The organism is Acetobacterium wieringae, from assembly GCF_026646375.1.
In the GTDB taxonomy this organism is placed as follows: domain Bacteria; phylum Bacillota; class Clostridia; order Eubacteriales; family Eubacteriaceae; genus Acetobacterium; species Acetobacterium wieringae_A.
In genome coordinates this window covers 291,529-318,046 of the sequence record NZ_JAIPPU010000001.1, presented here as the reverse complement: position 1 = coordinate 318,046, position 26,518 = coordinate 291,529, and the positions used below count along the sequence as shown (strand labels likewise).

The 26,518-nt window shown below is 45.8% G+C and carries 26 protein-coding genes; 16 read left to right on the top strand and 10 right to left on the bottom strand.

Annotated features, from left to right (window positions below):
- Positions 1-100: 100 nt before the first annotated feature.
- The 4 genes from Q7P33_RS01410 to Q7P33_RS01395 form a co-directional block, all read right to left on the bottom strand.
- Positions 101-1,777 (bottom strand): formate--tetrahydrofolate ligase, encoded by a 1,677-nt coding sequence (locus Q7P33_RS01410; RefSeq protein WP_303866664.1) that lies wholly within the window; start codon positions 1,775-1,777, stop codon positions 101-103.
- A gap of 389 nt (positions 1,778-2,166) precedes the next feature.
- A complete protein-coding gene (locus Q7P33_RS01405; RefSeq protein WP_303866661.1) occupies positions 2,167-2,895 on the bottom strand; it encodes an acyl-[acyl-carrier-protein] thioesterase in 729 nt (242 codons plus the stop codon).
- Between the two features lie 9 nt (positions 2,896-2,904).
- On the bottom strand, positions 2,905-3,852 hold the full coding sequence (locus Q7P33_RS01400; protein WP_303866658.1) for a 3'-5' exoribonuclease YhaM family protein: 948 nt from the start codon (positions 3,850-3,852) through the stop codon (positions 2,905-2,907).
- 20 nt (positions 3,853-3,872) lie between these two features.
- The gene (locus Q7P33_RS01395; RefSeq protein WP_303866655.1) at positions 3,873-5,081 is read right to left on the bottom strand and encodes a pyridoxal phosphate-dependent aminotransferase; all 1,209 of its coding nucleotides are present in this window, start codon (positions 5,079-5,081) and stop codon (positions 3,873-3,875) included.
- Between the two features lie 152 nt (positions 5,082-5,233).
- Here Q7P33_RS01395 and Q7P33_RS01390 point away from each other — a divergent pair, with 152 nt between their 5' ends.
- The 16 genes from Q7P33_RS01390 to Q7P33_RS01315 all read left to right on the top strand — a co-directional run bounded on the left by Q7P33_RS01390 (position 5,234) and on the right by Q7P33_RS01315 (position 21,609).
- Positions 5,234-5,881 carry a pentapeptide repeat-containing protein gene (locus tag Q7P33_RS01390; RefSeq protein WP_303866652.1) on the top strand — a complete coding sequence of 216 codons (648 nt, stop codon included), beginning with the start codon at positions 5,234-5,236 and terminating at the stop codon, positions 5,879-5,881.
- A 21-nt stretch (positions 5,882-5,902) separates the two neighbouring features.
- On the top strand, positions 5,903-6,787 hold the full coding sequence (locus tag Q7P33_RS01385; protein WP_303866649.1) for a radical SAM protein: 885 nt from the start codon (positions 5,903-5,905) through the stop codon (positions 6,785-6,787).
- A 165-nt stretch (positions 6,788-6,952) separates the two neighbouring features.
- Entirely contained in the window at positions 6,953-7,165 is a 213-nt protein-coding gene (locus Q7P33_RS01380; RefSeq protein WP_148638414.1) for a helix-turn-helix transcriptional regulator, read from the top strand.
- Positions 7,152-7,634 (top strand): DUF6773 family protein, encoded by a 483-nt coding sequence (locus Q7P33_RS01375; RefSeq protein ID WP_303866646.1) that lies wholly within the window; start codon positions 7,152-7,154, stop codon positions 7,632-7,634. Before Q7P33_RS01380 ends, Q7P33_RS01375 begins: the two co-directional genes overlap by 14 nt.
- A 399-nt stretch (positions 7,635-8,033) precedes the next feature.
- Positions 8,034-8,672: a Fe-only nitrogenase accessory AnfO family protein gene (locus tag Q7P33_RS01370; RefSeq protein WP_303866644.1), complete on the top strand. Its 639-nt coding sequence runs from the start codon at positions 8,034-8,036 to the stop codon at positions 8,670-8,672.
- Positions 8,673-8,684: 12 nt separating this feature from the next.
- Positions 8,685-9,635: a hypothetical protein gene (locus Q7P33_RS01365; protein WP_303866641.1), complete on the top strand. Its 951-nt coding sequence runs from the start codon at positions 8,685-8,687 to the stop codon at positions 9,633-9,635.
- 562 nt (positions 9,636-10,197) lie between these two features.
- The gene (gene nifH, locus Q7P33_RS01360; RefSeq protein ID WP_303866639.1) at positions 10,198-11,019 is read left to right on the top strand and encodes a nitrogenase iron protein; all 822 of its coding nucleotides are present in this window, start codon (positions 10,198-10,200) and stop codon (positions 11,017-11,019) included.
- Between the two features lie 48 nt (positions 11,020-11,067).
- Positions 11,068-11,394 carry a P-II family nitrogen regulator gene (locus Q7P33_RS01355; RefSeq protein ID WP_070370205.1) on the top strand — a complete coding sequence of 109 codons (327 nt, stop codon included), beginning with the start codon at positions 11,068-11,070 and terminating at the stop codon, positions 11,392-11,394.
- Between the two features lie 14 nt (positions 11,395-11,408).
- Positions 11,409-11,792, top strand: a complete 384-nt coding sequence (locus Q7P33_RS01350; protein WP_303866635.1) for a P-II family nitrogen regulator — start codon at positions 11,409-11,411, stop codon at positions 11,790-11,792.
- 15 nt (positions 11,793-11,807) lie between these two features.
- On the top strand, positions 11,808-13,397 hold the full coding sequence (gene nifD / locus Q7P33_RS01345) for a nitrogenase molybdenum-iron protein alpha chain (protein WP_303866633.1): 1,590 nt from the start codon (positions 11,808-11,810) through the stop codon (positions 13,395-13,397).
- The gene (locus tag Q7P33_RS01340) at positions 13,397-14,761 is read left to right on the top strand and encodes a nitrogenase component 1 (protein ID WP_303866631.1); all 1,365 of its coding nucleotides are present in this window, start codon (positions 13,397-13,399) and stop codon (positions 14,759-14,761) included. Before nifD ends, Q7P33_RS01340 begins: the two co-directional genes overlap by 1 nt.
- A gap of 227 nt (positions 14,762-14,988) precedes the next feature.
- Positions 14,989-16,338 (top strand): nitrogenase iron-molybdenum cofactor biosynthesis protein NifE, encoded by a 1,350-nt coding sequence (nifE, locus tag Q7P33_RS01335; RefSeq protein WP_303866629.1) that lies wholly within the window; start codon positions 14,989-14,991, stop codon positions 16,336-16,338.
- Positions 16,331-19,045: a nitrogenase cofactor biosynthesis protein NifB gene (gene nifB, locus Q7P33_RS01330; RefSeq protein WP_303866625.1), complete on the top strand. Its 2,715-nt coding sequence runs from the start codon at positions 16,331-16,333 to the stop codon at positions 19,043-19,045. Before nifE ends, nifB begins: the two co-directional genes overlap by 8 nt.
- Positions 19,046-19,214: 169 nt before the next feature.
- Positions 19,215-19,523 (top strand): 2Fe-2S ferredoxin, encoded by a 309-nt coding sequence (locus tag Q7P33_RS01325; protein ID WP_148638399.1) that lies wholly within the window; start codon positions 19,215-19,217, stop codon positions 19,521-19,523.
- Positions 19,524-19,823: 300 nt separating this feature from the next.
- Positions 19,824-20,801 (top strand): hypothetical protein, encoded by a 978-nt coding sequence (locus Q7P33_RS01320; protein ID WP_303866617.1) that lies wholly within the window; start codon positions 19,824-19,826, stop codon positions 20,799-20,801.
- Entirely contained in the window at positions 20,779-21,609 is an 831-nt protein-coding gene (locus tag Q7P33_RS01315) for a homocitrate synthase (protein WP_303866614.1), read from the top strand. The genes Q7P33_RS01320 and Q7P33_RS01315 overlap by 23 nt, the downstream gene beginning before the upstream one ends.
- A 39-nt stretch (positions 21,610-21,648) precedes the next feature.
- Here Q7P33_RS01315 and Q7P33_RS01310 read toward each other — a convergent pair whose 3' ends face one another.
- From Q7P33_RS01310 to Q7P33_RS01285, 6 genes are all read right to left on the bottom strand, one after another.
- Positions 21,649-21,924, bottom strand: coding sequence for an HPr family phosphocarrier protein (locus Q7P33_RS01310; protein WP_303866610.1), 276 nt, complete (start codon positions 21,922-21,924; stop codon positions 21,649-21,651).
- A gap of 119 nt (positions 21,925-22,043) precedes the next feature.
- Entirely contained in the window at positions 22,044-22,838 is a 795-nt protein-coding gene (locus tag Q7P33_RS01305; RefSeq protein WP_303866607.1) for an HAD-IIA family hydrolase, read from the bottom strand.
- 2 nt (positions 22,839-22,840) lie between these two features.
- Positions 22,841-23,851, bottom strand: a complete 1,011-nt coding sequence (locus Q7P33_RS01300) for a sugar-binding transcriptional regulator (RefSeq protein WP_303866604.1) — start codon at positions 23,849-23,851, stop codon at positions 22,841-22,843.
- Between the two features lie 191 nt (positions 23,852-24,042).
- Positions 24,043-24,381, bottom strand: a complete 339-nt coding sequence (locus Q7P33_RS01295) for a P-II family nitrogen regulator (RefSeq protein ID WP_303866601.1) — start codon at positions 24,379-24,381, stop codon at positions 24,043-24,045.
- A 56-nt stretch (positions 24,382-24,437) separates the two neighbouring features.
- Positions 24,438-25,691 carry an ammonium transporter gene (locus tag Q7P33_RS01290; RefSeq protein WP_303866598.1) on the bottom strand — a complete coding sequence of 418 codons (1,254 nt, stop codon included), beginning with the start codon at positions 25,689-25,691 and terminating at the stop codon, positions 24,438-24,440.
- Positions 25,692-26,160: 469 nt separating this feature from the next.
- Positions 26,161-26,499: a P-II family nitrogen regulator gene (locus Q7P33_RS01285; RefSeq protein ID WP_303866595.1), complete on the bottom strand. Its 339-nt coding sequence runs from the start codon at positions 26,497-26,499 to the stop codon at positions 26,161-26,163.
- Positions 26,500-26,518: the final 19 nt, after the last annotated feature.

The window sequence follows — 26,518 nt, the reverse complement described above, 5'->3', positions numbered from 1 at the left end:
CTTGCTGATGCACTCAGCAAGGGTTTTATTATTTTTATCATGATTTAGAGGAAAACACTTAAGATAGCTCTTTCAAGTGAAATTCTTCCGGGCTTTATTTCTAGAATAAACCAGCAATTACGCCGTTTTCATCAACATCAATTTTTTCGGCTGCCGGTACTTTTGGCAGACCAGGCATTTTCATGATTTCTCCGGTCAGAGCGACAATAAAGCCAGCACCGGCTGAGATATTAACCTGACGTACCGTGATTCTAAAGCCAGTTGGACGACCCAGTTTGGTCTGGTCATCGGTTAAGGAGTATTGGGTTTTAGCCATACAGATTGGCACCTTGTCAAAGCCAAGGGCTGTCAATCGTTCCATTTCTTTGGTTGCTACTGGGGTAAAGTCAACACCGTCTGCGCCGTAAATACGGGTGGCAATGGCTTCGATTTTAGCTTTGATTGGCATATCCAGTTCGTAGCAGTATTCGAAGGTGCCTTCACTTTCGTCAATTAAACGAACCACTTCTTTGGCCAGTTCTTCTCCGCCTTCGCCGCCTTTTGCCCATACCTGGGAAATGGCCACGTTAACGCCCAGTTTCTGGCATTCGGATTTGACCAGTGCCAACTCGGCTTCGGTATCCAGTGGGAATTCATTGATGGCAACAACCGCTGGCAACTTAAAGACCTGGGTGATGTTTTCAACATGTTTTAACAGATTTGGCAGTCCGGCTTTTAAAGCGTCCAGATTTTCTGCGTTCAGATCAGCTTTAGCTACGCCACCATTATATTTAAGGGCGCGGACAGTGGCTACGATGATAACGGCATCCGGTTTTAAACCAGCCATCCGACATTTGATATCGAGGAATTTTTCAGCGCCAAGGTCGGCTCCGAATCCACCTTCGGTAACCACGTAGTCAGCAAAATGCATAGCCATACGGGTTGCGATGACAGAGTTACAGCCGTGAGCGATATTGGCGAAGGGTCCACCGTGGATAAAGGCAGGTGTGCCTTCCAGGGTTTGTACCAGGTTTGGTTTTAAGGCATCTTTTAACAGGGCTGCCATAGCGCCGTTGGCTTTTAACTGCTCAGCGGTGATGGGTTCTCCGGCAACGCTGTAACCAACGATGATGCGTCCCAGTCGGGCTTTTAAATCAGAGATGTCACTGGCCAGACAGAAGGCTGCCATAACTTCAGAAGCTACGGTGATGTCAAATCCATCTTCACGGACAACGCCGTCTCCGGATCCGCCTAAACCATCAACGACATTTCGCAGTTGACGGTCATTCATATCAATACATCGTCTCCAGGTGATTTTCTTGGCGTCGATTTTCAGTTCGTTTCCTTGTTTGATGTGGTTATCCAGCATTGCTGCCAGTAAATTGTTGGCGGCTCCGATGGCATGGAAGTCACCGGTAAAGTGAAGGTTGATATCTTCCATTGGCACAACCTGAGCGTATCCGCCACCTGCGGCTCCACCTTTGACACCAAATACCGGTCCTAAGGATGGTTCTCTCAAGGCTACCAGGGTATTTTTTCCAATTCGTGATAATCCATCGGCAACCCCGATTGTGGTGGTCGTTTTTCCTTCACCGGCTGGTGTTGGATTGATGGCAGTGGTCAGGATTAACCGGGCTTTTTTTCCGGTTGTTTTCTTTAACAGGTTATAGTCGACCTTTGCTTTATACTTCCCGTATAAATCCAGATCGTCTTCTGTTAAACCCAATTTCTTTGCTATCTCACGAATATCCTGTGGTGTAGCTTCTTGTGCAATCTCAATATCTGATTTAAATCCCATTTTTTCTCCTCCAATACTTTGATAAATATTTAACAACTACTATAAGTTTAACCGATTCCATAACAAAAATCAAACAATAGTTATGATAAAATTTTACTATTATTTTGAACTTATTCCCAGTTTTAATTGTTAATCATGTATCATTTTTTACTCTAGATGCTTTTGTCTCATCTTTTTATCCAAAACTGTGTATCTATTCTCTATTATTAAATTTTATTTTCATTTTTATATCAATTTTTTTACAAATACATCATTTTATATTCTTTGAAAGCGTTTTATTCATATTTTTGTAAATATCACAATTCTTACAGCTTCTGATCTTCCCATCCTTTCCGGGTAAAAGAAAAACCGCCACCAGACCATAAAATAATCCGATGAAGGCGGTTCTTTTACTTAAGCATCAGCTCCAGTTGACACAAAATGATATCGTCCTGATTAACAATATCAATTCGATACTGGTTTTCCCCCAATTTCTCACCGAGCGCCCGGACCTGATCGCCGTAAAAGCATTGGGCCTTATAAATCATTTTGGCTTCAGCCAGGACCTTGCTTTTAACCACCTCCAAGGGCAGAACCTCAATGGCCCAGGCCAGATATTTGACATGGTTGACATGCTGATTAAAATCAATATCGAGAAACCGTACCGAGAAACACTTTTCCAGATCAACGTGATTAATTTTAAGTAGCTTCTTAAAGATCGGTTCCCCTTTATCAAAACACTCATAGGCATCCATCTCCGGATGCTCGTCGATACGCTCCATTTTTTCGGTCTCCCGGTTAATCAGCAACCACTGAGTATCGGCGGTAACCTTAACCACGCCACTTGCATCCTCGACGGTGAACCGTCTTGTGGCACAGAATTTCTCCATCCCGGTCGCCCGGGTCGTCACCGTCACCTCATCCTGGTAGCGGGGATAATCGTAGAAGCGAATCGCATATTTGACCAGAAACCAGGCCAGATTGTTTTCCTTTAAGTAATCCCCACCCAAACCCAACTGATTACCCTGGTTGGTGGAGGCTTCCTGAAAATAGTTCATGGCAGTGGTGGGCAGCATTTTCTCGGTGGAATCCGATTCGTAACAGGCCACCCGCTTTTTTTCCTGATAGACAAGGCTCATAAGCTGCTCCTATAAAAAATTGCGGCGATACAGACTGATTCCGTCAAGGCTCCAATTGGCTTCAGTGAAGCTTCCCGGTTCCACCCGGTTGAGGGCCTGTTCCATGGTATACATCCGGGCATCGATCATGTCAATGTGATGGAGCAGTTCTGCTTCCGGAAACATTGGCCGTTTGGGACTGCCAAATTCCGGCTGGTAATGATGGGAAAGAATCATGTGTTTAAGCATCATCAGAACCTCCGGATCGGCGCCCAGAGACTGACCGACCAGCTCCAGTTCGACAATTTCCTGGGTGATGTGCCCCAGCAGTTTGCCCTCAGGGGTATAATCGGATACCGATCCGTTTTCATCCGAAACCATCTCATTGATTTTTCCGATATCGTGAAGGATGATGCCAGCATACAGCAGATCCCGGTTGATCAAGGGATAAATTCCCGCCAGACTCTTGCCGATACGGAGCATCGAATAAATATGATAAAGCAATCCGCCCTTAATGGCATGATGGTGCTTTTTGGCGGCTGGAAAATAGCTCAGAATCTCGGTTTGATCACTAAAGATTTTACTGGTGATGGCAGCAATGTCAGCATTGGTAAAATCATCAATCGTATCATTGATATAACCCAGCATTTCATCAATATCCACCGGTACGGTTTCAATGAAATCATTGATGCTCACCTCATCTGATTCATCGACCAATCGCATTTTTTCGACGATCAGCTGTAGCCGGTTGTTGAATTCCTGAACCTTCCCCTTTATTTTTACCAGTTTGCCATTGGTGAAGATTTCCTCTTCCTCCGGTTTTACGTCCCATTTCTTCCCATCGATTTCGTCAAAATCGGCATCATTCAAGACCATATTAAAATAGCGACTGCCATTGGTAGCGGTTTTGGTCATCTGCGACTTTATAAAGAGAAAGCCCAGATAATTTTGCCCCTTCTGTACTGACTTGATTTTCAATTTATTCTCCTCTTGTTTTTTTATTTACACTGCTCTGGAAAAGCTTTTTCATAGGCAGCCAGACCATGCTTTAATACTTCCATACTCTTTTTCATATCCTCGCCATTAAGCACATAGGCAATCCGAACCTCATCAGCCCCGTCCTGGGGGTTTAAATAAAAATCATTGGCCGGGGATAAGAGCACTGTTTCACCCTGATCGTCAAAATCAGTGATCAGCCATTCGATAAAATGACTGGCCTCTTTAATGGGTAGCTTGGCCATAAAGTAAAATGCCCCCCGGGGTTCTTTGCAGATGACACCGGGGATTTCCTGAAGGGCAGCGTAAACGATCTCCCGTCGGCGGGTATATTCCTTTAAAACCCCATCAAAAAAATGTCCATCCAGCTTCAGCAGCGAAACCGCTCCAATCTGATCGATTGTCGAAACCGACAGTCGCATCTGGACCAGTTTTTTAAGCTGATTCATCAGGGTTTTATTTTTGGAGACAATAAAACCAATCCGTGCGCCACAGGCGCTGTAGCGTTTGGAAATACTGTCAATCAGAATAAAATGCTGGGCCAGTTCGTCATACTGGGCCGGACTCAGATAGTCCTGACTGTCATAAACAAACTCCCGGTAAACCTCATCAGAAATCAGATAGAGATTGTGTTTGATGGCCAGTTTCACCATCACCTCAATTTCTTCCCGGGAAAAAACCTTACCGGTGGGATTCCCGGGATTGGTCATCAGCAGCGCCTTGGTTCGGGGTGTAATGGCTGCTTCAATCACCGCCGCCGCTGGCAGGGCAAAGCCGTCTTCAGCGTAGGTTTTAAAACCAACCAGGTTAACATCGGTGGCCGCCGCCATTTCCTTGTAAATACTGTAGAGCGGTTCGGCGGTGAGGATTTCATCCCCGGCATTGCAGATCCCGATAAAGGTAAACAACAAGGCCTCGCTGCCGCCATTGGTGACAAAAAGATCACCGACGTCGTAATGAAGACCCAGCCGCCGGTAATAATCGCAGGCTGCTTGCCGAAGCTCAATAATCCCCTCCGGAGCCTGGTAGGATAAGACTTCCTGATCAATACAGTTAACACTGTCTAAAAAACCGGCCGGGGTTTTAATATCCGGCTGGCCGATGTTTAAAAAATAAACTTTCTTGCCCTTTTTCTGGGCCTCATTAACCAGTGGATAATATTTTAAAAGAGCGGGTTCCCCCATTTTTTGGATGCGCTGAGATGTTTTCATTTTTACTCCTGTTTGTTCGTACTATCACAATGACTCTTAAAAAAATTATAAGCTTTATCGCTGGAAATTGCAAATATCTGAAGCCCATTTAATTGTACAGTTTTAAAAATCGTGTTAAACTGATCATAATATATTATACTACCGGAGGTTTTATGAAACGATCAACGCCAAACATTCCTCCTGTCCTAGCGTTCACCGAGGATTTTTTATCCCTGCTGGCCTGGGCCCGGGACGAAGAAGTGGATATTGAAGGCCAGCATTTTAAAGATTTAACCTTTAACAACGAAGATTTTTCCCATCTCTCGTTTCGGGAATCACTTTTTGAAAACTGTGATTTTTCTGACTGCAATTTTGAAAAAATCGACGGCCGAGATCTGCGTTTTAAGTCCTGCAGCCTATCCAACAGCAGTTTTGCCGAGGGTTATTTCAATCGCTGTGAGTTTTTTGCCTGTAAGTTGGTGGGTGCTGATTTTTTTCAGGCTCAGCTGGAAAATTTTCTGGCCACGGACTCCAGTTTTCAATATGCCAATTTCAGCAAGACCAAACTCAAAACCCTGGCAATCTCCCAATGTGATTTTAGCGAAGCCACCATTTCCGAGTGCAAACTTACCCAAATCAAATTGGACGATGTTAATTTCAGCCAAACCAGTTTTTTTAAAACGCCCCTCAAAGGACTGGACTTCACCTCCTGCCAGATTGATGGCCTGATCGTCTCCATTGAAGCATTAAGCGGGGCCGTAGTCACCACCTTTCAGGCCGCCGGACTGGCTAAGTTAATGGGTTTGATTGTCCGCTCATAACACACGAAAGAAAGGTCGCTTATGGAAACCATCCCAGCTAAAAATATGCTGACCCGAACCAAAAATAATTTCTGGTTCGGCACCGACTATAACATGAATATCTACCGGGGCTGCTCCCATGGCTGTATTTACTGCGACAGCCGCAGCGACTGCTATGGGATTGACGCCTTCGACCAGGTTCGGGCCAAAGAAAACGCCCTGACCATTCTGGAAGATAACCTGCGCCGCAAAACCTTAAAGGGCGTGGTGGGTACCGGCGCCATGAGCGACCCCTATAATCCCATGGAAAAGAAACATCAGCTCACCCGTCAGGCTCTGGAGCTATTTAAACGCTATGGTTATGGGGTGGCCATTGCCACCAAAAGCCCGCTTGTTACCCGGGATGAGGATCTGCTCTTAGCAATTCAGAAGCGATCACCTGTGATTATCAAAATTACGATTACCTGTGCCGACGATGCGCTTGCTAAAATAATCGAACCCCAGGTCGCTCCCAGCTCCGCCCGTTTTTCAGCCATTAAAGCGCTATCGGATCACGGTATTTTTACCGGCATTCTGCTGATGCCGATTCTCCCCTTTATCAATGATACCCTGGCAAACATTAAGGCTATTGTAGCTTCCGCGGCCGAGCAGGGCGCCAAGTTTATTTATCCCGCCTTCGGGGTGACCCTGCGGGATTCCCAGCGCCTTTATTTTTATGATCAGCTGGATGCCCATTTTCCTGGCATCAAAAAAGAGTACCTCCGTCACTTCGGCAATGCCTACAGCTGCGCCAGCCCCCAGGCCAAAAACCTCTGGACGATCTTTACCAGAGAATGCCAGCATTATGGGCTACTCTACAAAATGGAGGACATTGTCGGCCGTTACAAACTGGAGCACGGTAGCCAGCAGTTGTCATTTTTTGATTAGGTTCCTTGTACTACAATTAAAAATTGATTGCTGCCAGCCAGCCTCAAAAGGCCTTTTCACAACCAGCAGACAATCACAGCCTGCTTTTTTTACATGTCATAATGCAATATATATTTGACTTTTTGTTTTTTATAGTATACTATACGTCATGTAAGGAGTGATCAGATGAAAAATATAAAATTGAAAGTAGCCCGGGTTGAAAAAGACATTTCACAGGCCGAACTGGCCACACGGGTCGGCGTCACCCGCCAAACCATCGGGATGATTGAAACCGGTAAATTTAACCCATCTTTACAATTATGCATCGCCATCTGTAAAGCGCTGGGAAAAACGTTGAACGATTTGTTCTGGGAGGAAAACGACAATGAAAAAAATTAAAAAAGTGGTTGATGAGCGCCAGGAACTGGAATTATATAAAATCGAGCATGTTTGTTTCTGGATTGTTTTCTGGCTGTTGCTTGGCAGTATTATCGTTCAGTCGATGTTTCTCAATGCCCCTTTTAGCCAATGGGGATTTGAATGGGCCATCTTTATTATCTGCTGTGGCGGGGTCATGGTCGGCTGTTACAAAAAGGGCCAATGGGATTTCTACAGTAAACCCACCACCAAAAACTACCTGATCTACAGCCTGATCGGCTCCGGTGCTTTTGCCGTCATTTATGCCATTACGATGTATCTAAATCACGCTTATTTAAAAGACAATTTGCTGGCCCTGGGCGCTCTGACGGCCTTTATCTTTGCGATGCTGTTTGCCCTGATCTTTATCGCCCTGTTCGTTTCCGGCACCCTGGTAAAAAAACGCCAGAAAAAACTGGAAAACCAGTTTAGTGATGATGATTTGGAATAGCTTTTCTCTTAAGCCCAGTCCTCCTGATTTTTCGGGGGTATGACGGTCAAAAAAGATAACCCAGTACCGACAATTGTTAGATCATGTTGTACGCATCGGAGCGGACACGGCGATAGCCTGTCCGATTCCGCAGCGAACAACAGATTAACAATTGGTCGGTACGGTAGTTTATCGATAACCTTACCCCTGATTTTATCAGGGGGTTTTCTTTTTGATCCGCGCCTTTTTGCCACCTTTCGTTCCAAACAACCGGTCATTATTCTTAAACCACCAAATTTCTGCAATCGTTTTTTCATCGAATTAGTGTTAATTCAGTCGCACTTTTTTATTTCTGTGCTATACTACAACTAATTTACACTGGATTTCGTATTATAAGATTTAATCATAAGAGGTAAACAAATGAAAGAAAATTTAAACCTGATGGCGGTCTTTTGTGATGACAAAGGCCAACTGGCCCGCTTTGATGAGATGTCGAATTTTGTCTTCTTTTCCAAAGAAGCAGCCCACTGGCGTCCATCCGAACGGATCCCTTTTTCTTGTGATCTATCGGGTGGTTTGGCTTCAATCCGGGAAAACATCAGCCAGATGCTGGGAGCCTTCAATGACTGCCGGATTATTATTGCCCGATCAATCAGCGGCGTCCCCTATCAGATTTTTGACCGTTCCGGCTTTGTTATCTGTGAATCTGAAGATTTTGATCTGGAACTTTTAGACGCCATCCAGGCCGATCTGATTCGCCAGAATGAGCAAGCACAGGCCGATGCTATTTTATTAACCCGGACTCCGGTAGAAACCGAGATCCCCGGGTATTACTATTTTGATTTAACCGAGGTACAAAAAAAACACCCGGAGCTCAGTTCAAAAGCAGCGCTGTTGCCGTTTTTAAAAGAAACGCCCTTTTATGCCCTTAATCTGGTTTGCGATCATATCCCGCCATGGTTTGAACACCAGTTACCGGCAATGCAACTGCAATACCGGGTCGAAAATAAAAAAAATTCCGCTACGCATGTGGTTATTACCCATGTCGTCTGTGAATAGAAGGAGCTTATTATGTCAACCTGCCAAACTGAAAAATATGGTACCCTCACGGGAATTACCTATTTAGAAACCTATACCGATGGTTCTCCCAAAGGCTGTGCCTTCGACGAACCCAATACCATTAATACCCCGGTCGGGATGCTGATCCCCCACCATGGCCCTGCCAACCTGAGAAATCGGGAAGGGCTGGCTCTGGAATTTTTCAAAAGCGGCCAGATTAAAAGTATCGATCTGGAAAACGCAACCGAGGTGATCACCTCTCTGGGAAACCTGTCTGCCGAACGGATCAGCTTTTATGAAAATGGCCGAATCCACCGTTTGTTTCCCTTAAACGGTCGGATCAACGGCTACTGGACCGAGCATGACGAATACGCGCTGGCCAAACCAATATCCTTTAAGCTGGCGGTGGGGGCCTTTTCCGCCAAAGTCGTGAGTCTCTGCTTTTATGAAAGCGGGGCGCTAAAGAGTCTGACCATGTGGCCTCAGGAAACCATCGAAATCAATAGTCCCGATGGGCTGGTAAAGGTGCGCTACGGTTTCTCCTTATATGAAAACGGAAAATTAAAAAGTTTTGAACCCGCCCTGCCAGAGCCCATTGTCACCCCCATCGGGATTGTGATCGCCTATGACAGCAACGCTCATGGCATTAATTGTGACGAAAATTCAGTGAACTATTCCCCCGCCGGAGAAATCCGCTCCCTGATTACCGGCAACAACGGTTTGATGATCACCGCCCCGGAAGGCAAGCAGTTCGTCCAGCCGCTAATGAAACCGGGCACCCTGGATCCGGAGGTACTTGTTCCCGAACCAATGACCATTGTTTTTAGTGATGGCAAAATGGAAATCATTCAGGATAATATTGTAACAGTTGATTTAAAAACCGCCACCGTCCGGGCCATACTGGTTCATGATCCGATGAAAAAATCCTGCGGCGACTGTTCTTCCTGCTCCAGCTGTGGCTGATCGTTTGGGTAATATTTAAGGATCTCTTAAGTTTTATTTAAGCAAGAATTTGTCAATTGTTTCAAAATACATTAGCAACCCGTGAAAATGATTTCATCCTATCTGACAGTTCATAAACGCATCAGCAAACTAAAGTACAATCCCGGTTTGGGCTCAAAAAAAACAGTCGCACTACCAGCCAATTCTTAAACCCATTTCACTTTGAAAAGGGTTTACAAGCGAAGCAGCTTGACTTATCCCTTAATTCCATGGATAATAAGCCCATAGAAAACAATGCAATACGGATTTGACAAAGACAATGTGGTCTCAGCTCCTTACAATTGGGTAAGTGCTGAGACCTTTTTGTTACCCTCACATCCACCCCTATTTAGACAAAGAGGTCTTAATTTGCTGCTCAATCAGGGCGGCCGATTAAGACCTTTTCGTTTATGCAAAACAAAATAAGTTTTTTAGACAAGGAAGTCTTACCATTTACACTGTTGTGAAAGGTCAAGACTTCTTTCTTTTTGCTCAAAGACTTGCATTGGATCTTAAAATTTTTCACACTCAGGAGGAACAGATTATGAGACAAATCGCTATTTATGGAAAAGGTGGTATTGGTAAATCAACCACAACCCAGAACCTGACAGCCGGACTTGGCTTAATGGACAAAAACATTATGGTAGTCGGATGTGATCCAAAGGCCGATTCAACCCGGTTGTTGCTTGGTGGTCTGGCCCAAAAAACCGTTTTGGATACCCTTCGTGAAGAAGGCGAAGAAATCGAACTGGAAGCGATTTTAAAACCAGGATTCCGGGGCATTCAATGTGTGGAATCAGGTGGACCGGAACCCGGTGTTGGCTGTGCTGGCCGGGGGATTATTACTTCCATCGGGATGCTCGAACAACTCGGTGCCTACACCGACGATCTGGATTATGTCTTTTATGATGTATTAGGTGACGTTGTCTGTGGTGGTTTTGCAATGCCGATCCGCGAAGGAAAAGCGCAGGAAATCTACATTGTCGCATCGGGCGAAATGATGGCCTTATATGCAGCCAACAATATCGCCAAAGGGGTTCAGAAATACGCTTCAAGTGGTGGCGTTCGACTTGGTGGGATCATCTGTAACAGTCGTAATGTTGATGGTGAAAAAGAACTGGTTGATGCCTTTGCCAAAGAGCTGGGCAGCCAGATGATCTACTTTGTACCCCGGGACAACATGGTACAGCGGGCCGAAATCAATAAAAAAACCGTTCTGGAATTTGATGACACTGCCAATCAGGCTCAGGAATACCGTAATCTGGCGGCAGCGGTTGACAGCAATCAGATGTTTGTGGTACCTACCCCAATGCACCAGGATCGTTTGGAAGAACTGTTGATGGAACACGGCCTGATGGACATTTAGTCGGTACGTTAAGATTAATGCTTTAAGAGCGAAAGGAAGGTTTTACATATGTTAATGGTACGCGCAATTATCAGACCTGAAAAAACAGGCGTTGTTTTATCCGAAATGTTATCCGCTGGCTTCTCAGCTGTAACAAAACTGGATGTATATGGACGAGGAAAACAAAAAGGTATCAAAGTTGGGGACGTTTATTATGATGAAATCCCCAAAGTCATGCTACTTTGTATTGTCAAAGACGAAGACAAAGATGATGTTGTTAAAATAATTATGAAAAATGCAAAAACTGGCAAGGAAGGTACTTTTGGAGATGGTCGTATTTTCATTTCTCCAGTAGAAGAAGCGTATACAATCAGTACTGGAACAGCCGGCCTGTAAAAGGAGGAATTGATATGAAAGAAGTTATGGCGATTATCAGGCAGAATAAAGTGAACCAGACCAAAGAAGCCCTTGTCAATGAAGGGTATCCTGCTTTTACCTGTTTAAAGGTACTTGGTCGCGGCAAAAAAAGTATTGATTTATCAATCATCCAGGATATTGTTGAAGCCGGTGAAATGCCTGTCTCATCCATGGGTGAGGCATTAACCGAATCATCCCGTTTAATTCCGAAACGATTTTTTACCGTAATCTGTGAAGACAAGGATGTCAGCAAGGTTGTTTCCATTATTATTGACAACAATCAAACCGGTAACCCCGGCGATGGTAAAATTTTCGTCATCCCAATTGAAGAGTCCATTCGGGTACGAAGTGGCGAAAAAAATGCGGATGCATTTTAGAAAGAGGTGATTTGAATGGATTCTAGAGATAAAGTACTCGATAAATACAGCTCTAAAATATATAAAAACCGAAAAGAACATGTCATTGAAATTGAAGGCGGTGAACCACAGGTCATCGCTGCTGATACCCGGGCGATACCCGGAATTATGACCAACCGTGGCTGTTGCTACGCTGGATGTAAAGGGGTTGTTATCGGCCCATTAAAAGATGTTGTCAACATCGTTCACGGCCCCATCGGCTGTGCTTACTACACCTGGGGAACAAGACGAAACAAAGCCAAGGGTGATGAAAATATCAAAGACTTTACCCAATACAGTTTTTCCACCGACATGCAGGAAACCGACATTGTCTTCGGGGGTGAAAAAAAACTACGACAGGCCATTAAAGAAGCGGTTGAAATCTTCAACCCGGAATGTATTATGATCAGCTCCACCTGTCCGGTTGGATTGATCGGTGATGACATCCATGCCGTTGCCGCTGAATCTGAAAAACTCTACGGCATCAAGGTGCTGGCCTTCAGTTGTGAAGGGTATAAGGGCGTCAGCCAATCCGGCGGTCACCATATTGCCAACAACGGTTTGATGAAATACATTATCGGTACCGGTGATGCTGAACCTCAGAAATACTCGGTCAACCTTTTAGGCGAATACAATATCGGTGGTGACGGCTGGGAAGTTGAACGGATCTTAAAGCGCATCGGCTATAACGTTGTCTCGGTAATGACTGGTGACGGCAGCTATGATCATCTTAAAAATGCCCATACAGCCGATCTGAACCTGGTTCAGTGCCATCGTTCAATTAACTATATTGCTGAAATGATGAAAACCAAATACGGCATGGACTGGATCAAAGTAAACTTCATCGGTCTGGATAGTATTAAAAAATCTTTGGTAGATATTGCCACCTACTTCGATGATCCAGAATTACTAGCTCGAACCGAAGCGGTTATTGCTGAAGAAGAAGAAGAAATTGCTGTTGGCATGAGTTACTACAAATCGATGCTGGATGGCAAAAAAGCCGCTGTTTATGTCGGCGGATCGCGAACTCATCACTACATCAATCTGTTAAAATCGTTGGGGGTAGAAGTCATCCTGGCTGGCTATGAATTTGGACATCGTGATGACTACGAAGGTCGGGATGTTATTCCCACAATTAAAATCGACGCCGATTCCAAAAACATTGAAAGTATTACCGTCACCAAAGACGATGCAAACTACAAAACCTTCCATACCCCGGAAAAACTTGAAGAGCTAAAAGCAGCTGGTGTTCCGCTGGAAACATATGACGGCTTATGGTCTGATATTTCCGAAGGTGCCATTATTACCGATGACTTTAACCATTTTGAAACCGAAGAATTTTTAAAACTGCTAAAACCTGATATTTTCTTCTCGGGGATTAAAGACAAATTTATTGTTCAAAAATCAGGCGTTCCCTCACGACAACTACATTCCTATGATTACAGCGGTCCCTACGCTGGATTCAGAGGAGCACTCAATTTCGCCAAAGACATTACAATGGCCACTTATACCCCGGTTTGGAATATGGTTCAAGCCCCATGGAAAAGTGAACCCACGTTAGTTGGCAGCTTAGGAGGTATGGAATAATGTTAGAATTAACCCCAAAAAAATTATCGGACCGATCCACCTTACGAATCAATCCGATAAAAACATGTCAACCAGTCGGTGCGATGTACGCAGCCCTGGGTGTTCACCAATGTATGCCCCACAGCCATGGCTCTCAAGGATGCTGTTCATTTCATCGGATGTTTTTAACCCGGCACTTTAAAGATCCTGCCATTGCATCTTCCAGTTCATTTACCGAAGGCGCATCCGTATTCGGCGGTGGTTCCAACCTAAAAACGGCTATTAAAAACATTTTTGATATTTACGACCCCGAAATCATTGCGGTTCATACCACTTGTCTGAGTGAAACCATCGGTGATGACCTGAGTGGTTACATCCAGGATGCCAAAGTACCAGAAGGCAAATTGGTCGTTCACACCAATACGCCAAGCTATGTTGGTTCACATATTACCGGCTATTATAACATGATTTCCGGATTTATTAAATATCTATCTGAATCAACCGGCGAAAAAAATGGTAAGCTGGCCCTCTTCCCCGGCTTTGTTAACCCTGGCGACATGCGGGAAATGAAACGGCTGATGAAGCTGATGGGCACCGAGTTCATTATGCTGCCCGATACCAGTGGCGTTTTAGATGCCCCAATGACCGGCAATTACACCATGTATCCCAAAGGCGGCACCACCATTGCTGATATCCGGGATCTGGGCAACTGTGAAATGAGTCTGGGCTTAGGCGAACTGACCTCTGAATTTGCCGCTGACACCCTGGAGAAAAAATGCAAGGTGCCTTACAAAACCCTGCCACTGCCAATTGGCGTCGAAAACACCGATGCTTTCATTATGGCTTTGAATCAGTTCTCTAAAAATGAAGTACCTTATGAAATTGAAGAAGAACGGGGCCAGTTAATGGATATCCTCTTGGATTCTCATCAATACACCCACAATAAAACCGTGGCGATTTTCGGCGATCCCGACACCGTTTTGGGGATGGCTCAAATCGCCCTGGAAATGGGGATGATCCCCAAGTACATGGTAACCGGTACTCCCGGAGCAGCCTTTGACCGAAAGGCTGCCGCTTTACTGGAAAAATTCGGCGTCGAAGGCTGTACCGCCAAACAAGCCGGTGACCTGTTTGAACTTCACCAATGGATTAAAAATGATCCGGTTGACTTATTAATCGGCGGCACCCATGGCAAGCAAGTTGCCCGTGCTGAAGACATCCCGCTGGTTCGTGTTGGTTTCCCGATCATCGATCGTTATGTCCATTCTTACCTGCCGATCGTCGGCTACAAAGGTGCCATCCGACTGGCTGAACTGATCCTCAACGCCCTCATGGACCGTCAGGATCGTGACTGTGAAGATGAAGATCTGGAAATGGTAATGTAGTTTAGATAAAGCCTGGCTTTTAAAAGCTAACGTAGTACCGACAATTGTTATATCGTGTTGTGTGCCTCAAGGCGAACAGTTGCAACATAAACTGATAATTATAGCATCACTGAAATGCAACTGTACGAATTGCGCGCATACAACTGATTAACAATTGGTCGGTACGGTAAATTAGAACATCCACTAGGGGAGGTTTTCCTCCCCTTTATTTGAAAGGAGGCTGTACAATGAAAAATGATGCGGCAATTTTACCAGAAAGAGCCCAGTCGATCCGTTTTTCGGAATGCAGCGGCGACGGCATCAAGTGTGAGTCAGCAAGTGTCTCTGGGGCAGTCAGTCAACGGGCCTGTGTTTACTGCGGCGCCCGGGTTGTCTTAAACCCCATTACCGACGCCTTCCATCTTGTTCATGGCCCGATTGGATGTGCCAGCTACACCTGGGATATCCGCGGCAGTCTATCCAGCGACGAAGAAGGCTACCGGAACTCGTATTCCACTGATCTGCGGGAAACGGACGTGATTTTCGGCGGCGAAAAGAAACTGGTGGCCGCCATTGATGAAATCATGGCCAGTCATGCCCCCAAAGTCATTTTTATTTACGCCACCTGTATTGTCGGCGTCATCGGTGACGATATCGATGCTGTCTGTCGCAACGCCGAAGCAAAGTACGGTATCCGGGTCATCCCTGTTAAATCCCCGGGCTTCTCCGGAACCAAGAAAACCGGCTATAAAATGGCCTGTAATGCCATCATGAGCCTGATCACCCCAGCGGTTTTACCTGAAAAAACATGTGGCGTCAACATCCTCGGCGACTTTAACCTGGCCGGGGAAATGTGGATCATCAAAAATTATTTAAGACGCATCGGTGTCGAAGTCGTTGCCAATATTACCGGCGACGCCAAAGTTGAGGATTTAAAACAAGCCCCTTCAGCCCAACTCAATTTGGTGCAATGTGCCGGTTCAATGACCTATCTGGCCAAACAGATGGAAGAAGCCTTTTTAATTCCTTTTATTAAAGTCAGCTTTTTCGGCGTCACTGACACCTCCGATTCGCTGATGCGGATAGCCTACGCGGTCGGTGATAAAGAGGTCATCCAAAGAGCTAAAGCTTTTATTGAAGAAGAAAAAAATAGAGTCATCCCTCTTTTAAATAAATACAAAAAAAATCTTGAAGGAAAAAAAGCGGCCATCTATGTTGGCGGCGGCTTTAAAGCAATCTCCCTGATCCGACAATTCAACGAATTTGGCATGAACACCGTGATGGTGGGCACTCAAACCGGGAGCAAGGATGATTACGAAGTCATCTCGCATCTGGTCGACGAGGATGCCGTCATTTTAGACGATGCCAATCCGGCCGAACTGGAAGCCTTTATGAAGGAAATGGGAGCCGATATATTAGTCGGCGGCGTCAAGGAACGGCCGCTGGCCTATAAACTGGGGGTCGCCTTCTGTGACCACAACCATGAACGGAAGCATCCTCTGGCGGGCTACGAAGGCACCCTGAACTTCGCCTCAGAAATCAACCTGTCGATGAACAGTCCAGTCTGGGAAATCATAGGAGGTATCAACAATGTCTAAAAATTTAGTCAACCTAAATGTTAATCCCTGTAAAATGTGCATGCCAATGGGAACCGCCAATGCTTTTTATGGCATTCAGAAATGTATGAATATCCTCCATGGATCCCAGGGCTGCAGCACCTATATCCGCCGTCACATGGCTACGCATTACAATGAGCCGGTGGACATTGCCTCCTCTTCCCTGACTGAAGAAGGTACCGTCTACGGCGGCGAGAAAAATCTGATCATCGGCCTGGAAAATCTGATCAAGCTCTATCAACCCGAAGTCATCGGCGTTTCGACCACCTGTCTGGCTGAAACCATTGGCGAAGACATTGAGTTTATCATCAAGAATTTCTACGCAGCTCATCCTGATGAGACCGTAAAAATTATTCCGGTCAAATCTGCGGGTTACGGCGGCACCCAATTTGAAGGGTTCACCCGGGCACTCCGGGCGATTGTCTCCCATGTCGAGATGGACACTGCCAAACATAATAAGATCAATATCGTCACGACCATGCTTTCTCCGGCGGACACCCGTTATTTAAAAGATGTGCTGGATCAGTTTGGACTGGAATATATCCTGCTGCCGGATCTTTCCGAAAATCTCGACGGCGTCCACCAGAGCTCTTATTATCGGCTGCCGATGCATGGCACTCCGATTTCGGAAATTCAGAAAATGGCGGGAGCCCGGGCTACCATCGAACTGTCCGACACCATCAAGCCTGACGAATCTCCGGGAGTTTACCTCTACGAAAACTATGGTGTCCCCTACAAACGGCTGAACCTGCCGATGGGTCTCCGGGATACCGATGCCTTAATGGAGCTCTTATCCGAACTGTCAAAAAAAGCCATTCCTGAGGAAATCGACAAAGCAAGAGGGCGTTATCTTGATGGCATGGTCGACTCCCATAAGTACAATGCCCTGGGTCGCATCGCCATTTTCGGCGAACCCGATTTTGTCGTTTCGGCAGTCCGCCTCTGTTGTGAAAATGGCGTGATGCCCGTGATTGCCGCCACTGGTTCTGCTTGTCCCCAGCTCAAAGAAAAGATTGAAGCCGAGCTTTCCAAACTGGCCGATGTGCTTTTTGTTGACAACTACGTGATTTTAAATGATGTGGACTTTGAAACCATTGAAGAAGAAGCCCTGCGCTTGGGCGCCAACCTGATGCTGGGAAATTCAGACGGTCGCCGGATTGAAGAAAAACATCAGATTCCTTTGATCCGCTGTGCCTTCCCGATCCATGACCGCATCGGCGGCCAGCGGGTTCGAACCTTGGGCTACGAAGGCTCCCAGGTACTGCTGGATCAGATCACCAACACCATTCTTAAAACAGTGGAAGGGGGATTCCGGGAAACCCTCTACAACACCTATTATAATGAAGGACCCAAATCCAAATACGGATTAGAGCCGGAAACGGAGGCACAAATGAAAGTGTTGGAATACAAAAAAACAACTGACCCACTAATCCCGCAGGCGCAGACCATCGAAGAAAAAACCGCCAACCACCCCTGCTATAGCTGTGGCGCCTCCCAGAAAAACGCTCGGATGCACCTCCCCATCGCCCCTAAATGTAATATTCAGTGTAATTACTGTGTCCGTAAATTTGATTGCCCCAATGAGAGCCGTCCCGGTGTGACCACCGATATTCTTTCCCCCGAGGCCGCTTTTGAAAAATTTAAACTGGTGAAAAAAAAGGTGCCCAACCTGACCGTCGTTGGCATCGCCGGCCCCGGCGATGCGCTGGCAAACTTTGAACAAACCCGAAAGGCCTTGACCCTGATCCATGAATATGACCCCAATGTTACCTTCTGCGTTTCTACGAACGGCTTAATGCTTCCCTACTATGCCAAGGAGCTGGTCAAACTGGGGGTATCCCATGTTACCGTTACCGTCAATGCGGTTGATCCGGCTATTGGCGCCAAAATCTACAAACATGTGGATTTTATGGGCAACCGCTACCATGGCGAAGCCGCTGCCTCAATTCTTCTGGCCAACCAGCTTTCTGGGATCAAGCTCCTGATCGATGAAGGGGTGATTGTCAAAATCAATACGGTCACCCTGATGGGAATCAATGACGGGCACATCGAAGAAGTGGTCAAAACGGTAAAAGATATGGGCTGCTTTATCTCCAATGTGATGCCCCTGATTCCTGTGAAAGGGTCTGCTTTTTACGGCCTGAAAATTGCCACCAACCACCAAATCAATGCGATTCGTGATAAGTGCGGTGTTCATCTAAAACAAATGTATCACTGCAAACAATGCCGGGCCGATGCCATCGGCAAGTTGGACAGCGACATCTCCCTGGATTTCCGGGAAAATGAAGCCAAAAGTGAAACAGAGACTCTGGTGGCCCCAAAGGGATTGCGCTTTGCGATCACCTCCAAAGGCGGGATGCTGGTGGATCAGCATTTCGGCCAGGCCACTGAACTGTATATCTATGATTATCTTGACGATGAGGTTCAGTTTAAAGAAAAACGGGTGATCGGCAAGTATTGTAGCGGCGAAGAAGAATGTGCCGAAAAGGAAGATAAGATCGGTACCATTCTAAAAGCCTTAAATGATTGCAACGGGGCCATCACCATGCGCATCGGTGACCTGCCCACCAAACGGTTAGAAAGCAAAGGCATCAAAGTCTTCTCAACCTACGACCGCATTGAAGATGCCGTTAAAACCGCAGCTCAGGAAATGTTAAAGTCCGAACTGCGCACCGCCGGTAATTTCTAGCATTGCTCTACCGTACCGACCAATTATTATCATCTATCTAAGTCAAATTAAAGAATTTTGTAACTCGAACTGACAATTGCTCAGTGTGCGGGCGATCACGGATCGCCCCTACATTAAATCTTTAATTGACTATATAATTAAAATATAAACGATCAGGAGGAATTTAAAAATGGTTAGTCCTAAACATCATATTTTTATCTGCACCAGCTGCCGGATCAACGGTACCCAACAGGGGTATTGTTTTCAACAGGATTCAGTGAAAATCCTGCAGACCTTTCTTGAAGAAATCGACGAGCGGGAATTATCCGGTGACGTCATGTTAAACAACACCGGCTGCTTCGGCATCTGCGACAAGGGTCCCATCGTGGTTGTTTATCCCGAAGGCGTCTGGTATGGCAAGGTAACCGTCGACGATGTGGAACGGATTATGGACGAACACATCGAAGGCGGCAAGGTGGTCGAAGACCTGGTTATTTAGCTCTTTACTTTGAAAAGAATCAGGCTACTTTAAACCTGGGTACAGCGCATTGACGCAGTACCGACAATTGTTACATCATGTTGTTTGCATCGGGGCGAACAGGTTGATAAACCTGTCCGATCCTTCGCAAAGGCAACGAGCAAATCACAAGCTTGCTTGTAGTTGGCGACTGCCTGCGACCAGAGCGAAAGAAGCGGAGCGGATTTCGCTCGGCGCAGCAAACAACAGATTAACAATTGGTCGGTACGGGATTTCATGGCCAAACTTTTAAAAGCAAACAAACGAAAGCGGGGTAGGCAAATGGTTACTATTATTGATCGGACCTTGACAACCTTTAATACATCCGGGATGACCGGCCAGGATCTTAACCATTTCTGTGACCTGCTTTTTACCTGTGGCGTCAACAAAATCGAATTGACCCCGGACCTGGTTAACCGGCTTAATTTTCCTCTCACTGCTGCCGGTTTAAAACAATGGTTGGGGGAACGACGTTTTTTTCTGACCCGGATTCTTCCCGAATCGCTCGCTTCGGCTGGCCCAGGGACGAAAGAACCGAAAGCCCTCTGGAAACTGGAGCCAAATGAGCTGGTGGAAAAAAATATTCCCGTTGGCAAATTACATTCTTGTCACCACCAAAAGATCCGGATCACCGGATTGGAAGACCTGATGACCCGGGATTATTCAGAAGTTTTTAAGGCCCTGCTGGACAGCGGCATTGACACTCTGGATCTCTGCCCCGGCAATCACCACCATTGTGCCACTGCCATCGCTCTGGAATGGCTATCGGCTGGCGGACAGAGTATCAGTTGCGGTTTTGCCAACCATCATCACTTCCCGCCGCTGGAAGAAGTGCTGATGGGGCTAAAACTAAGTCAACCGGACTTGTTTACCGGTGACTTATCTGTTTTAAGTGAGTTGCGTGACCTTTATGAAAAACTGTCCGGCCAGCCGGTTGGCAAAATGAAGGCGATCATCGGAACCGATATTTTCAAGGTCGAATCCGGTATTCATGTCGATGGGGTATTAAAAAACCCCAATACCTATGAACCCTTTAGTCCCCAAAGCGTTGGCAACCAGCGGGAAATTGTCCTGGGCAAACACTCCGGCCGCCAAAGCCTGTTGTATAAACTAAACGATTCGCAATTATCCGAGTCAGCCGCCCATAGCATTTTAAAGCATATCAAATTCCGCTGCACCCAGTTAGGCCGAAACCTGTCCGATCGGGAACTGCGAACCCTTGCCAGAGAGGTGCAAAATGACAAACAGATATATTGTTGATACGACCTTAAGAGACGGTGAACAAAGCCCCGGAATCGCCTTTTCGATCCGTGAAAAAATCACCATCGCCAAAACTCTGGATACCCTGGGGGTTGCCCGGATCGAAGCCGGTACCCCGGCCATGGGCAGAGAGGAATGCCGGGCCTTTGAAAAAATCAAGCTGACCTGTCAGCAGGCAAAGATTATTGGCTGGAACCGGATGAACCGCTCTGATATCAGCCAGTCCATCGGCTGCGGCGCCGACATTATCCATGTTTGTGTCCCGGCTTCGGATCTGCTGATTCGTGAAAAGCTGCGCACCACCCGATCCCAGGTACTTAAAACCCTAAGTGCCTGCGCCGCCGCTATCCATGCCGAAAAAAGAGAACTGACCATCGGTTTGGAGGACGCCTCCCGGGCCGACTGGGATTTTGTCGTTTTACTGATTGAAACCGCCCAGCAACTGGGGGCCACCACCCTGCGTTTTTCAGATACCGTGGGGATCATGTCCCCCAGTCTCTGCAAAGCCACGATCAGCCGGATTCCTGACAACATTGACATTGAGGTGCACATGCACAACGATTTGGGCATGGCCGTGGCCAACTCCATCCAGGGGCTCCGCTGTGGTGCCAAGTATGTCGATACTACCCTCTTCGGCATCGGCGAGCGGGCCGGTAACTGCAATTTGGAACATCTCCTGATCGCCACCCAGGGTCAACTGGACTTCGGTATCAACCTGGACGAACTGCAGTGGCATCAAGCCGATTTAAAACCGATTATTTACAAAAATAACCCGGGGCGTATGCCTGATCGAATATCCGCCCACTAAAAAAAACACCTCGCGGTGTTTTTTTACGTCTTATAATAATTACACTTCACCAAAACCACTGCCGACGAGTGCCACCAGGGTTTCCACGGCCAGCATTTCATCCTCACCGACGGCAAAAATTTCAACCACATCGCCCTGACCAATCCCCGTTGCCATAATACTCAAGAGCGATTTGGCATCGCCCTCTTTGGGATCGTCGCCCAATTTTTTAATTCGCATATCTGCTCTGAATTCTCCGGCCTTCTGACAAAACTCCGCCGCTGGCCGGGCGTGTAAACCGCTGGGATTAATAATCGTAACTGTTTTGCTGTGCATACTTCTTACCTGTTAATGAATCTTTCATTCCTTTCCATTATTCGTTTATTCGTTCCCGTCATCAACATGTTCGATTCGTCTTCTTATTATCTTCCCCTTTTTAGCTAAAATAAACAGGCTTACAGATAGTTGGTCATTTCTTTCAGCGAGTCAAAAACACAATCCGGAACCACCGCTGAATTCGCTACGTCCGCCATTTTTGTCTCCCCAGTCAGCACCAGAAAGCCCTTGCCGCCGTTATTGACGCCGGTGGCCACATCGGTATAGATGCGATCGCCAACAAAGGCCACGTCCTCTTTTTTATGCCCGGTAGTGGCTAAAATCATCTCCATGGTTTCGGGAAAAGGCTTGCCTAAGTATTTGGGTTCCACTCCGGTGGATTTGGTAATCAGAGCACACATGGCACCGCAATCGGGGATAAAACCAGTTTCGGTAGGACAGACCAAATCCAGATGGGTGGATAAAAAAACTGCGCCATTATTAATAAAGGTGCAGATTTTCTTAAGCTTTTCATAGGTCAAGGTGGTATCAAAGCTGGCCACTGCCACATCTGGCTGCTCTTGGACCAGCTTGATGCCGTGCTTTTTAAAACTCTCCTCCAGCAGTGGCGTGCCCATCAGATAGACCGATTGTCCGGGATAAAAGGTTTTTAAATAGTTTATGGTCACATCCCCTGAGGTAATAATCCGGTCGGCTTCCACAAAGCAGCCCATTTTCTTCAGTTTTTCCTGATAAAAGCTGGGCCCCCGGGATGAATTATTGGTGATAAAAATAAAATCTTTTTGATGGCTTCGGAGCGCTTCGATAAAGTCCAGTGCCCCATCAATTAGACCGTTACCCAGATAAAACGTTCCATCCATATCCAGCGCAAATAATTTAACATCTTTTAAGGCTTCCTCTTTTGACAACATCATTTTCAGTCGGCCCTCTCGATTTCTGGAGTCCCAAATCCAATTTTATCCACTTGTTCAAAAGCGTCATCGAATTCCAGCAATTTTTTTCCGCATTCCACATCAGTAACCAGGACATTAATGAAACCACCTTTGATGGCACCCTGAATCGCCCGGGCTTTTTCAGAACCACTGGCCACACCAATAGAATGAGGAACCCGCCGAAGTTTCTTGATGTCAACCCCAATCACACAATTATCAGACTCAAACGCTTCAGTGCTGCCATTGATATCAAAAAACTGCATACAGACATCACCCACCACATTTTTTTGGCGCATGGTTTCCATGTCTTTTTCATCGTAATAACCGGTCGACATAATCGCCGATCCGCGATTGGGAACGCCGATCCCAACCACCGCTACGTCAAGGCCATCACCCATTTTAATGATCCGCTTAATATCCGGCTCCTTCATTAATTCTTCTTTGATCTTGACTCCAGACACTCGGGCCGGGGCGTGGAGCAAGTAAGAAACGCCGCCAAAAGCCTTGGCCAAGGCCTCCACAATGGTATTGGAGTGGAGCTCCATGCCCAGATGTCCGATCCCACCGATGAGGGGGATAAACGTCACCCGCTTTGAGGTTCCCTTTGATATAAAACGATAGATCTGACCAATGGAAGAACCCATCGAAACCCCGATAATCGTATCATCTTTAATTAACCGCTCGAGATAGTTGGCAGTCGCTTTTGCCAACTCATCCTTCTGATCCCGGCTATCCTGTTTTACATCCACGATGAAAACTTCTTTTAAACCATAACGACTCTCCAACTTTTTTTCCAGATCGACATAATTGTTGCCAAAAATCGGATCGATAATAATTTTGACAATCCCTCGCTCCTTGGCATTCTGAAGAATCCGGGACACCGTTGGACGAGAAAGACCCAATTCCTTGGCAATCAACTTTTGATTGATATCCTGGTTATAGTACATCTCACAGATTTTCACCATTAGACGTTCATCATCAACTACTTTCTTCATTCCCTCACCTCGCTATCTGTACTTTTTTTTATATTCATTTCTGAAATTCTGTAACTATTCCTTTATTATAATATTATCAATGAAAATGTCAATCCTTTCATTTGTTTTTGTAAAAGAGCACGTTTAAAAGAGCCCCCGATATTTGCATTCGTAAATATCGGGGGCTCTTCTTAAAATTCTAGACAGCATTTTTACAATGCTATATCACCGCGTTCTCCAGTTCTAATCCGAATACATTCCTCCACCGGCTTAATGAAGATTTTTCCATCACCAATTTCACCGGTTCGCACCACACTCATAATCAACTGAATAATTTCTTCTACCTTATCGTCAGCTACCACAATTTTTATTTCAATTTTGGGAATCATGTTCATCATTACCGAGGTGCCACGGTTATGCGCTACCCACCCATACTGATTACCACATCCCAGCACTTGCCGGATATTCATACCATTGACCTTTGCTGCCATAAAAGCATCTTTAAGGGGTTCCAACTTTTCCGGACGAATAATCGCTTCGATCTGTTTCATTTCTTTATCCTTTCGTATTAGAATTACCGTCTTCTGCTATTTTAGTCGATAAGCTACTATTGGTCAATTCCAGAAAAAGCGGGATAACCTTCCTCACTATGTTCACTGATATCCAAGCCCAGGGCTTCGGCTTCCGGAGCAACCCGGATCGCCATGACCTTTTTGAGGACTAACATAATTACTGCGGTCATTGTTCCCGAATAAAGCACCGCAATCAGCAGCGCAATCAGCTGAGCCACAAATAACTGGGTGTCACCAAAGAACAACCCATTCCATTGAGCAACCGGATTGATGGCCGTTTGAGCAAACAGCCCGGTGGCAATAACTCCCCAGATCCCACTGATGCCATGACAGCCAAAAGCATCCAGGGTGTCATCATAGCCGAATTTAACCTTAACCTTTGTTAAAAAGAAAAAGCAGATTGGGCTCACAACAGCACCAATAAACAAGGCCGCTTCGGTAGGTACAAAGCCAGCTCCGGGAGTGATGGAAACCAAGCCGACGATCGAGCCGGTTATGGCACCCATAACCGTCACTTTTTTATATGCTACCATTTCAACCAGCATCCAGGTTAGCATCGCTGCTGCCGATGCCAACAGGGTGGTCACTACTGCGTGTACCGCCAATGCATTGGCCGCCAGAGCTGAACCACCATTAAAGGCAAACCAACCGACCCAAAGAATCGCACCTCCGATGACAAACAGCGGAATATTATGAGGATGATAGGATTTAATACCATAACCTTTACGGGAACCCAGAATAATACAGGCCACCAAACCGGAAATCCCTGAACTGATTTCGATAACAAAGCCTCCGGCAAAATCAACCGCACCGAGGCCGGCAATCAAACCGCCCTGACCCCAAACCATATGAGCCATTGGATAATAAACCAGCAACATCCAAAACGTTACAAAAATAAACAATGCCGAAAACCGCATTCTTCCTGACAACGAGCCAACCACAATCGCTGGAGTAACCATACAGAATACCAGTTGAAAAATTGCAAAGAGCTGGCCCGGTATACTGTCCGCATAGGGTCCTGGTGCCGATGCACTGATGCCCCTAAAAAACGCATTGCTTAAATCACCGATCACGCCAAGACCGCCAAGATCAGAACCAAAGGATAGGGAATATCCCACCGTATACCACATCACTGTTGCCAGTCCGCAGCAAAACACCACCGACATGATCGTATTAAGAACATTTTTCCGTCGCACCATCCCTGCATAGAATAATGCCAGCCCTGGGGTCATAAAAAACACCAGCATGGTACAAATCAGAATAAATGTTACATCTCCTGAATTAATCATAATTTCCTCCGTAATTCACTTTTTTTGTTATTTATGCCTATCACTGATTAGGGTTCAGTGATTATCTGATCAACCCACTTTAAAACCCGCGTTTATGGCCGGCCGCTATGCTTATCGCCTTTGATAAGTTGATTGAATTATCTGATGAATCAGTAATTCAGGCGCTCAACGCAAAAAAAGACAACAACAAAAAAACTGTTATCGTCTTTGATCATCGCAATTCAGATCCGGTTCATTACTGGGTCGATTCTCCTCATTGACAATCGACTGAACCTTTTCGCTATTATTTAAGGTTGATGCTACTATTTAATTTTAGCTGACCCTTTTCCGGCTCAGCAAATCGAATTATAGCATTACTCAACCCGTGAGTCAATCCTAGAATTTTAAGAATCACTAACCTGTCAGTTATTTAAAATAAAAAAAAGACGACTATATTTAAATATAATCGCCTTAGTTCGCTTCCTTAACTTTAAAGTGCAATGTCGCCGCGCTCGCCAGTTCTGATCCGAATGCACTCTTCCACTGGTTTGATAAAAATTTTACCATCACCAATTTCACCCGTTCGGACAATATCCATAATTAATTTTACAATTTCTTCAACCTTATCATCGGCTACCACAATCTTTATTTCGATTTTAGGAATCATATTCATCATCACTGAGGTTCCCCGATTATGGGCCACCCAGCCGTATTGATTCCCGCATCCGAGAATCTGCCGGATATTCATTCCATTAATTTTTGCTTCTAAAAAGGCATCCTTTAACGGTTCCAACTTTTCCGGACGGATAATTGCTTCAATCAGTTTCATACGTTTTCCTTTCTTTTCT

Excerpts from the sequence above, each read along its gene's own strand:
- Q7P33_RS01395 (WP_303866655.1), bottom strand. The coding sequence starts at position 5,081 with ATGAAAACATCTCAGCGCATCCAAAAAATGGGGGAACCCGCTCTTTTA.
- Q7P33_RS01300 (WP_303866604.1), bottom strand. The coding sequence starts at position 23,851 with ATGAAGAAAGTAGTTGATGATGAACGTCTAATGGTGAAAATCTGTGAG.
- Q7P33_RS01320 (WP_303866617.1), top strand. The coding sequence starts at position 19,824 with ATGGTTACTATTATTGATCGGACCTTGACAACCTTTAATACATCCGGG.
- Q7P33_RS01305 (WP_303866607.1), bottom strand. The coding sequence starts at position 22,838 with ATGATGTTGTCAAAAGAGGAAGCCTTAAAAGATGTTAAATTATTTGCG.
- Q7P33_RS01370 (WP_303866644.1), top strand. The coding sequence starts at position 8,034 with ATGAAAGAAAATTTAAACCTGATGGCGGTCTTTTGTGATGACAAAGGC.
- Q7P33_RS01295 (WP_303866601.1), bottom strand. The coding sequence starts at position 24,381 with ATGAAACAGATCGAAGCGATTATTCGTCCGGAAAAGTTGGAACCCCTT.
- Q7P33_RS01310 (WP_303866610.1), bottom strand. The coding sequence starts at position 21,924 with ATGCACAGCAAAACAGTTACGATTATTAATCCCAGCGGTTTACACGCC.
- nifD (WP_303866633.1), top strand. The coding sequence starts at position 11,808 with ATGGATTCTAGAGATAAAGTACTCGATAAATACAGCTCTAAAATATAT.
- Q7P33_RS01375 (WP_303866646.1), top strand. The coding sequence starts at position 7,152 with ATGAAAAAAATTAAAAAAGTGGTTGATGAGCGCCAGGAACTGGAATTA.
- Q7P33_RS01385 (WP_303866649.1), top strand. The coding sequence starts at position 5,903 with ATGGAAACCATCCCAGCTAAAAATATGCTGACCCGAACCAAAAATAAT.
- Q7P33_RS01380 (WP_148638414.1), top strand. The coding sequence starts at position 6,953 with ATGAAAAATATAAAATTGAAAGTAGCCCGGGTTGAAAAAGACATTTCA.
- Q7P33_RS01340 (WP_303866631.1), top strand. The coding sequence starts at position 13,397 with ATGTTAGAATTAACCCCAAAAAAATTATCGGACCGATCCACCTTACGA.
- nifE (WP_303866629.1), top strand. The coding sequence starts at position 14,989 with ATGAAAAATGATGCGGCAATTTTACCAGAAAGAGCCCAGTCGATCCGT.
- Q7P33_RS01365 (WP_303866641.1), top strand. The coding sequence starts at position 8,685 with ATGTCAACCTGCCAAACTGAAAAATATGGTACCCTCACGGGAATTACC.
- Q7P33_RS01390 (WP_303866652.1), top strand. The coding sequence starts at position 5,234 with ATGAAACGATCAACGCCAAACATTCCTCCTGTCCTAGCGTTCACCGAG.
- nifH (WP_303866639.1), top strand. The coding sequence starts at position 10,198 with ATGAGACAAATCGCTATTTATGGAAAAGGTGGTATTGGTAAATCAACC.
- Q7P33_RS01285 (WP_303866595.1), bottom strand. The coding sequence starts at position 26,499 with ATGAAACTGATTGAAGCAATTATCCGTCCGGAAAAGTTGGAACCGTTA.
- Q7P33_RS01405 (WP_303866661.1), bottom strand. The coding sequence starts at position 2,895 with ATGAGCCTTGTCTATCAGGAAAAAAAGCGGGTGGCCTGTTACGAATCG.
- Q7P33_RS01290 (WP_303866598.1), bottom strand. The coding sequence starts at position 25,691 with ATGATTAATTCAGGAGATGTAACATTTATTCTGATTTGTACCATGCTG.
- Q7P33_RS01315 (WP_303866614.1), top strand. The coding sequence starts at position 20,779 with ATGACAAACAGATATATTGTTGATACGACCTTAAGAGACGGTGAACAA.
- Q7P33_RS01355 (WP_070370205.1), top strand. The coding sequence starts at position 11,068 with ATGTTAATGGTACGCGCAATTATCAGACCTGAAAAAACAGGCGTTGTT.
- Q7P33_RS01325 (WP_148638399.1), top strand. The coding sequence starts at position 19,215 with ATGGTTAGTCCTAAACATCATATTTTTATCTGCACCAGCTGCCGGATC.
- nifB (WP_303866625.1), top strand. The coding sequence starts at position 16,331 with ATGTCTAAAAATTTAGTCAACCTAAATGTTAATCCCTGTAAAATGTGC.
- Q7P33_RS01350 (WP_303866635.1), top strand. The coding sequence starts at position 11,409 with ATGAAAGAAGTTATGGCGATTATCAGGCAGAATAAAGTGAACCAGACC.
- Q7P33_RS01410 (WP_303866664.1), bottom strand. The coding sequence starts at position 1,777 with ATGGGATTTAAATCAGATATTGAGATTGCACAAGAAGCTACACCACAG.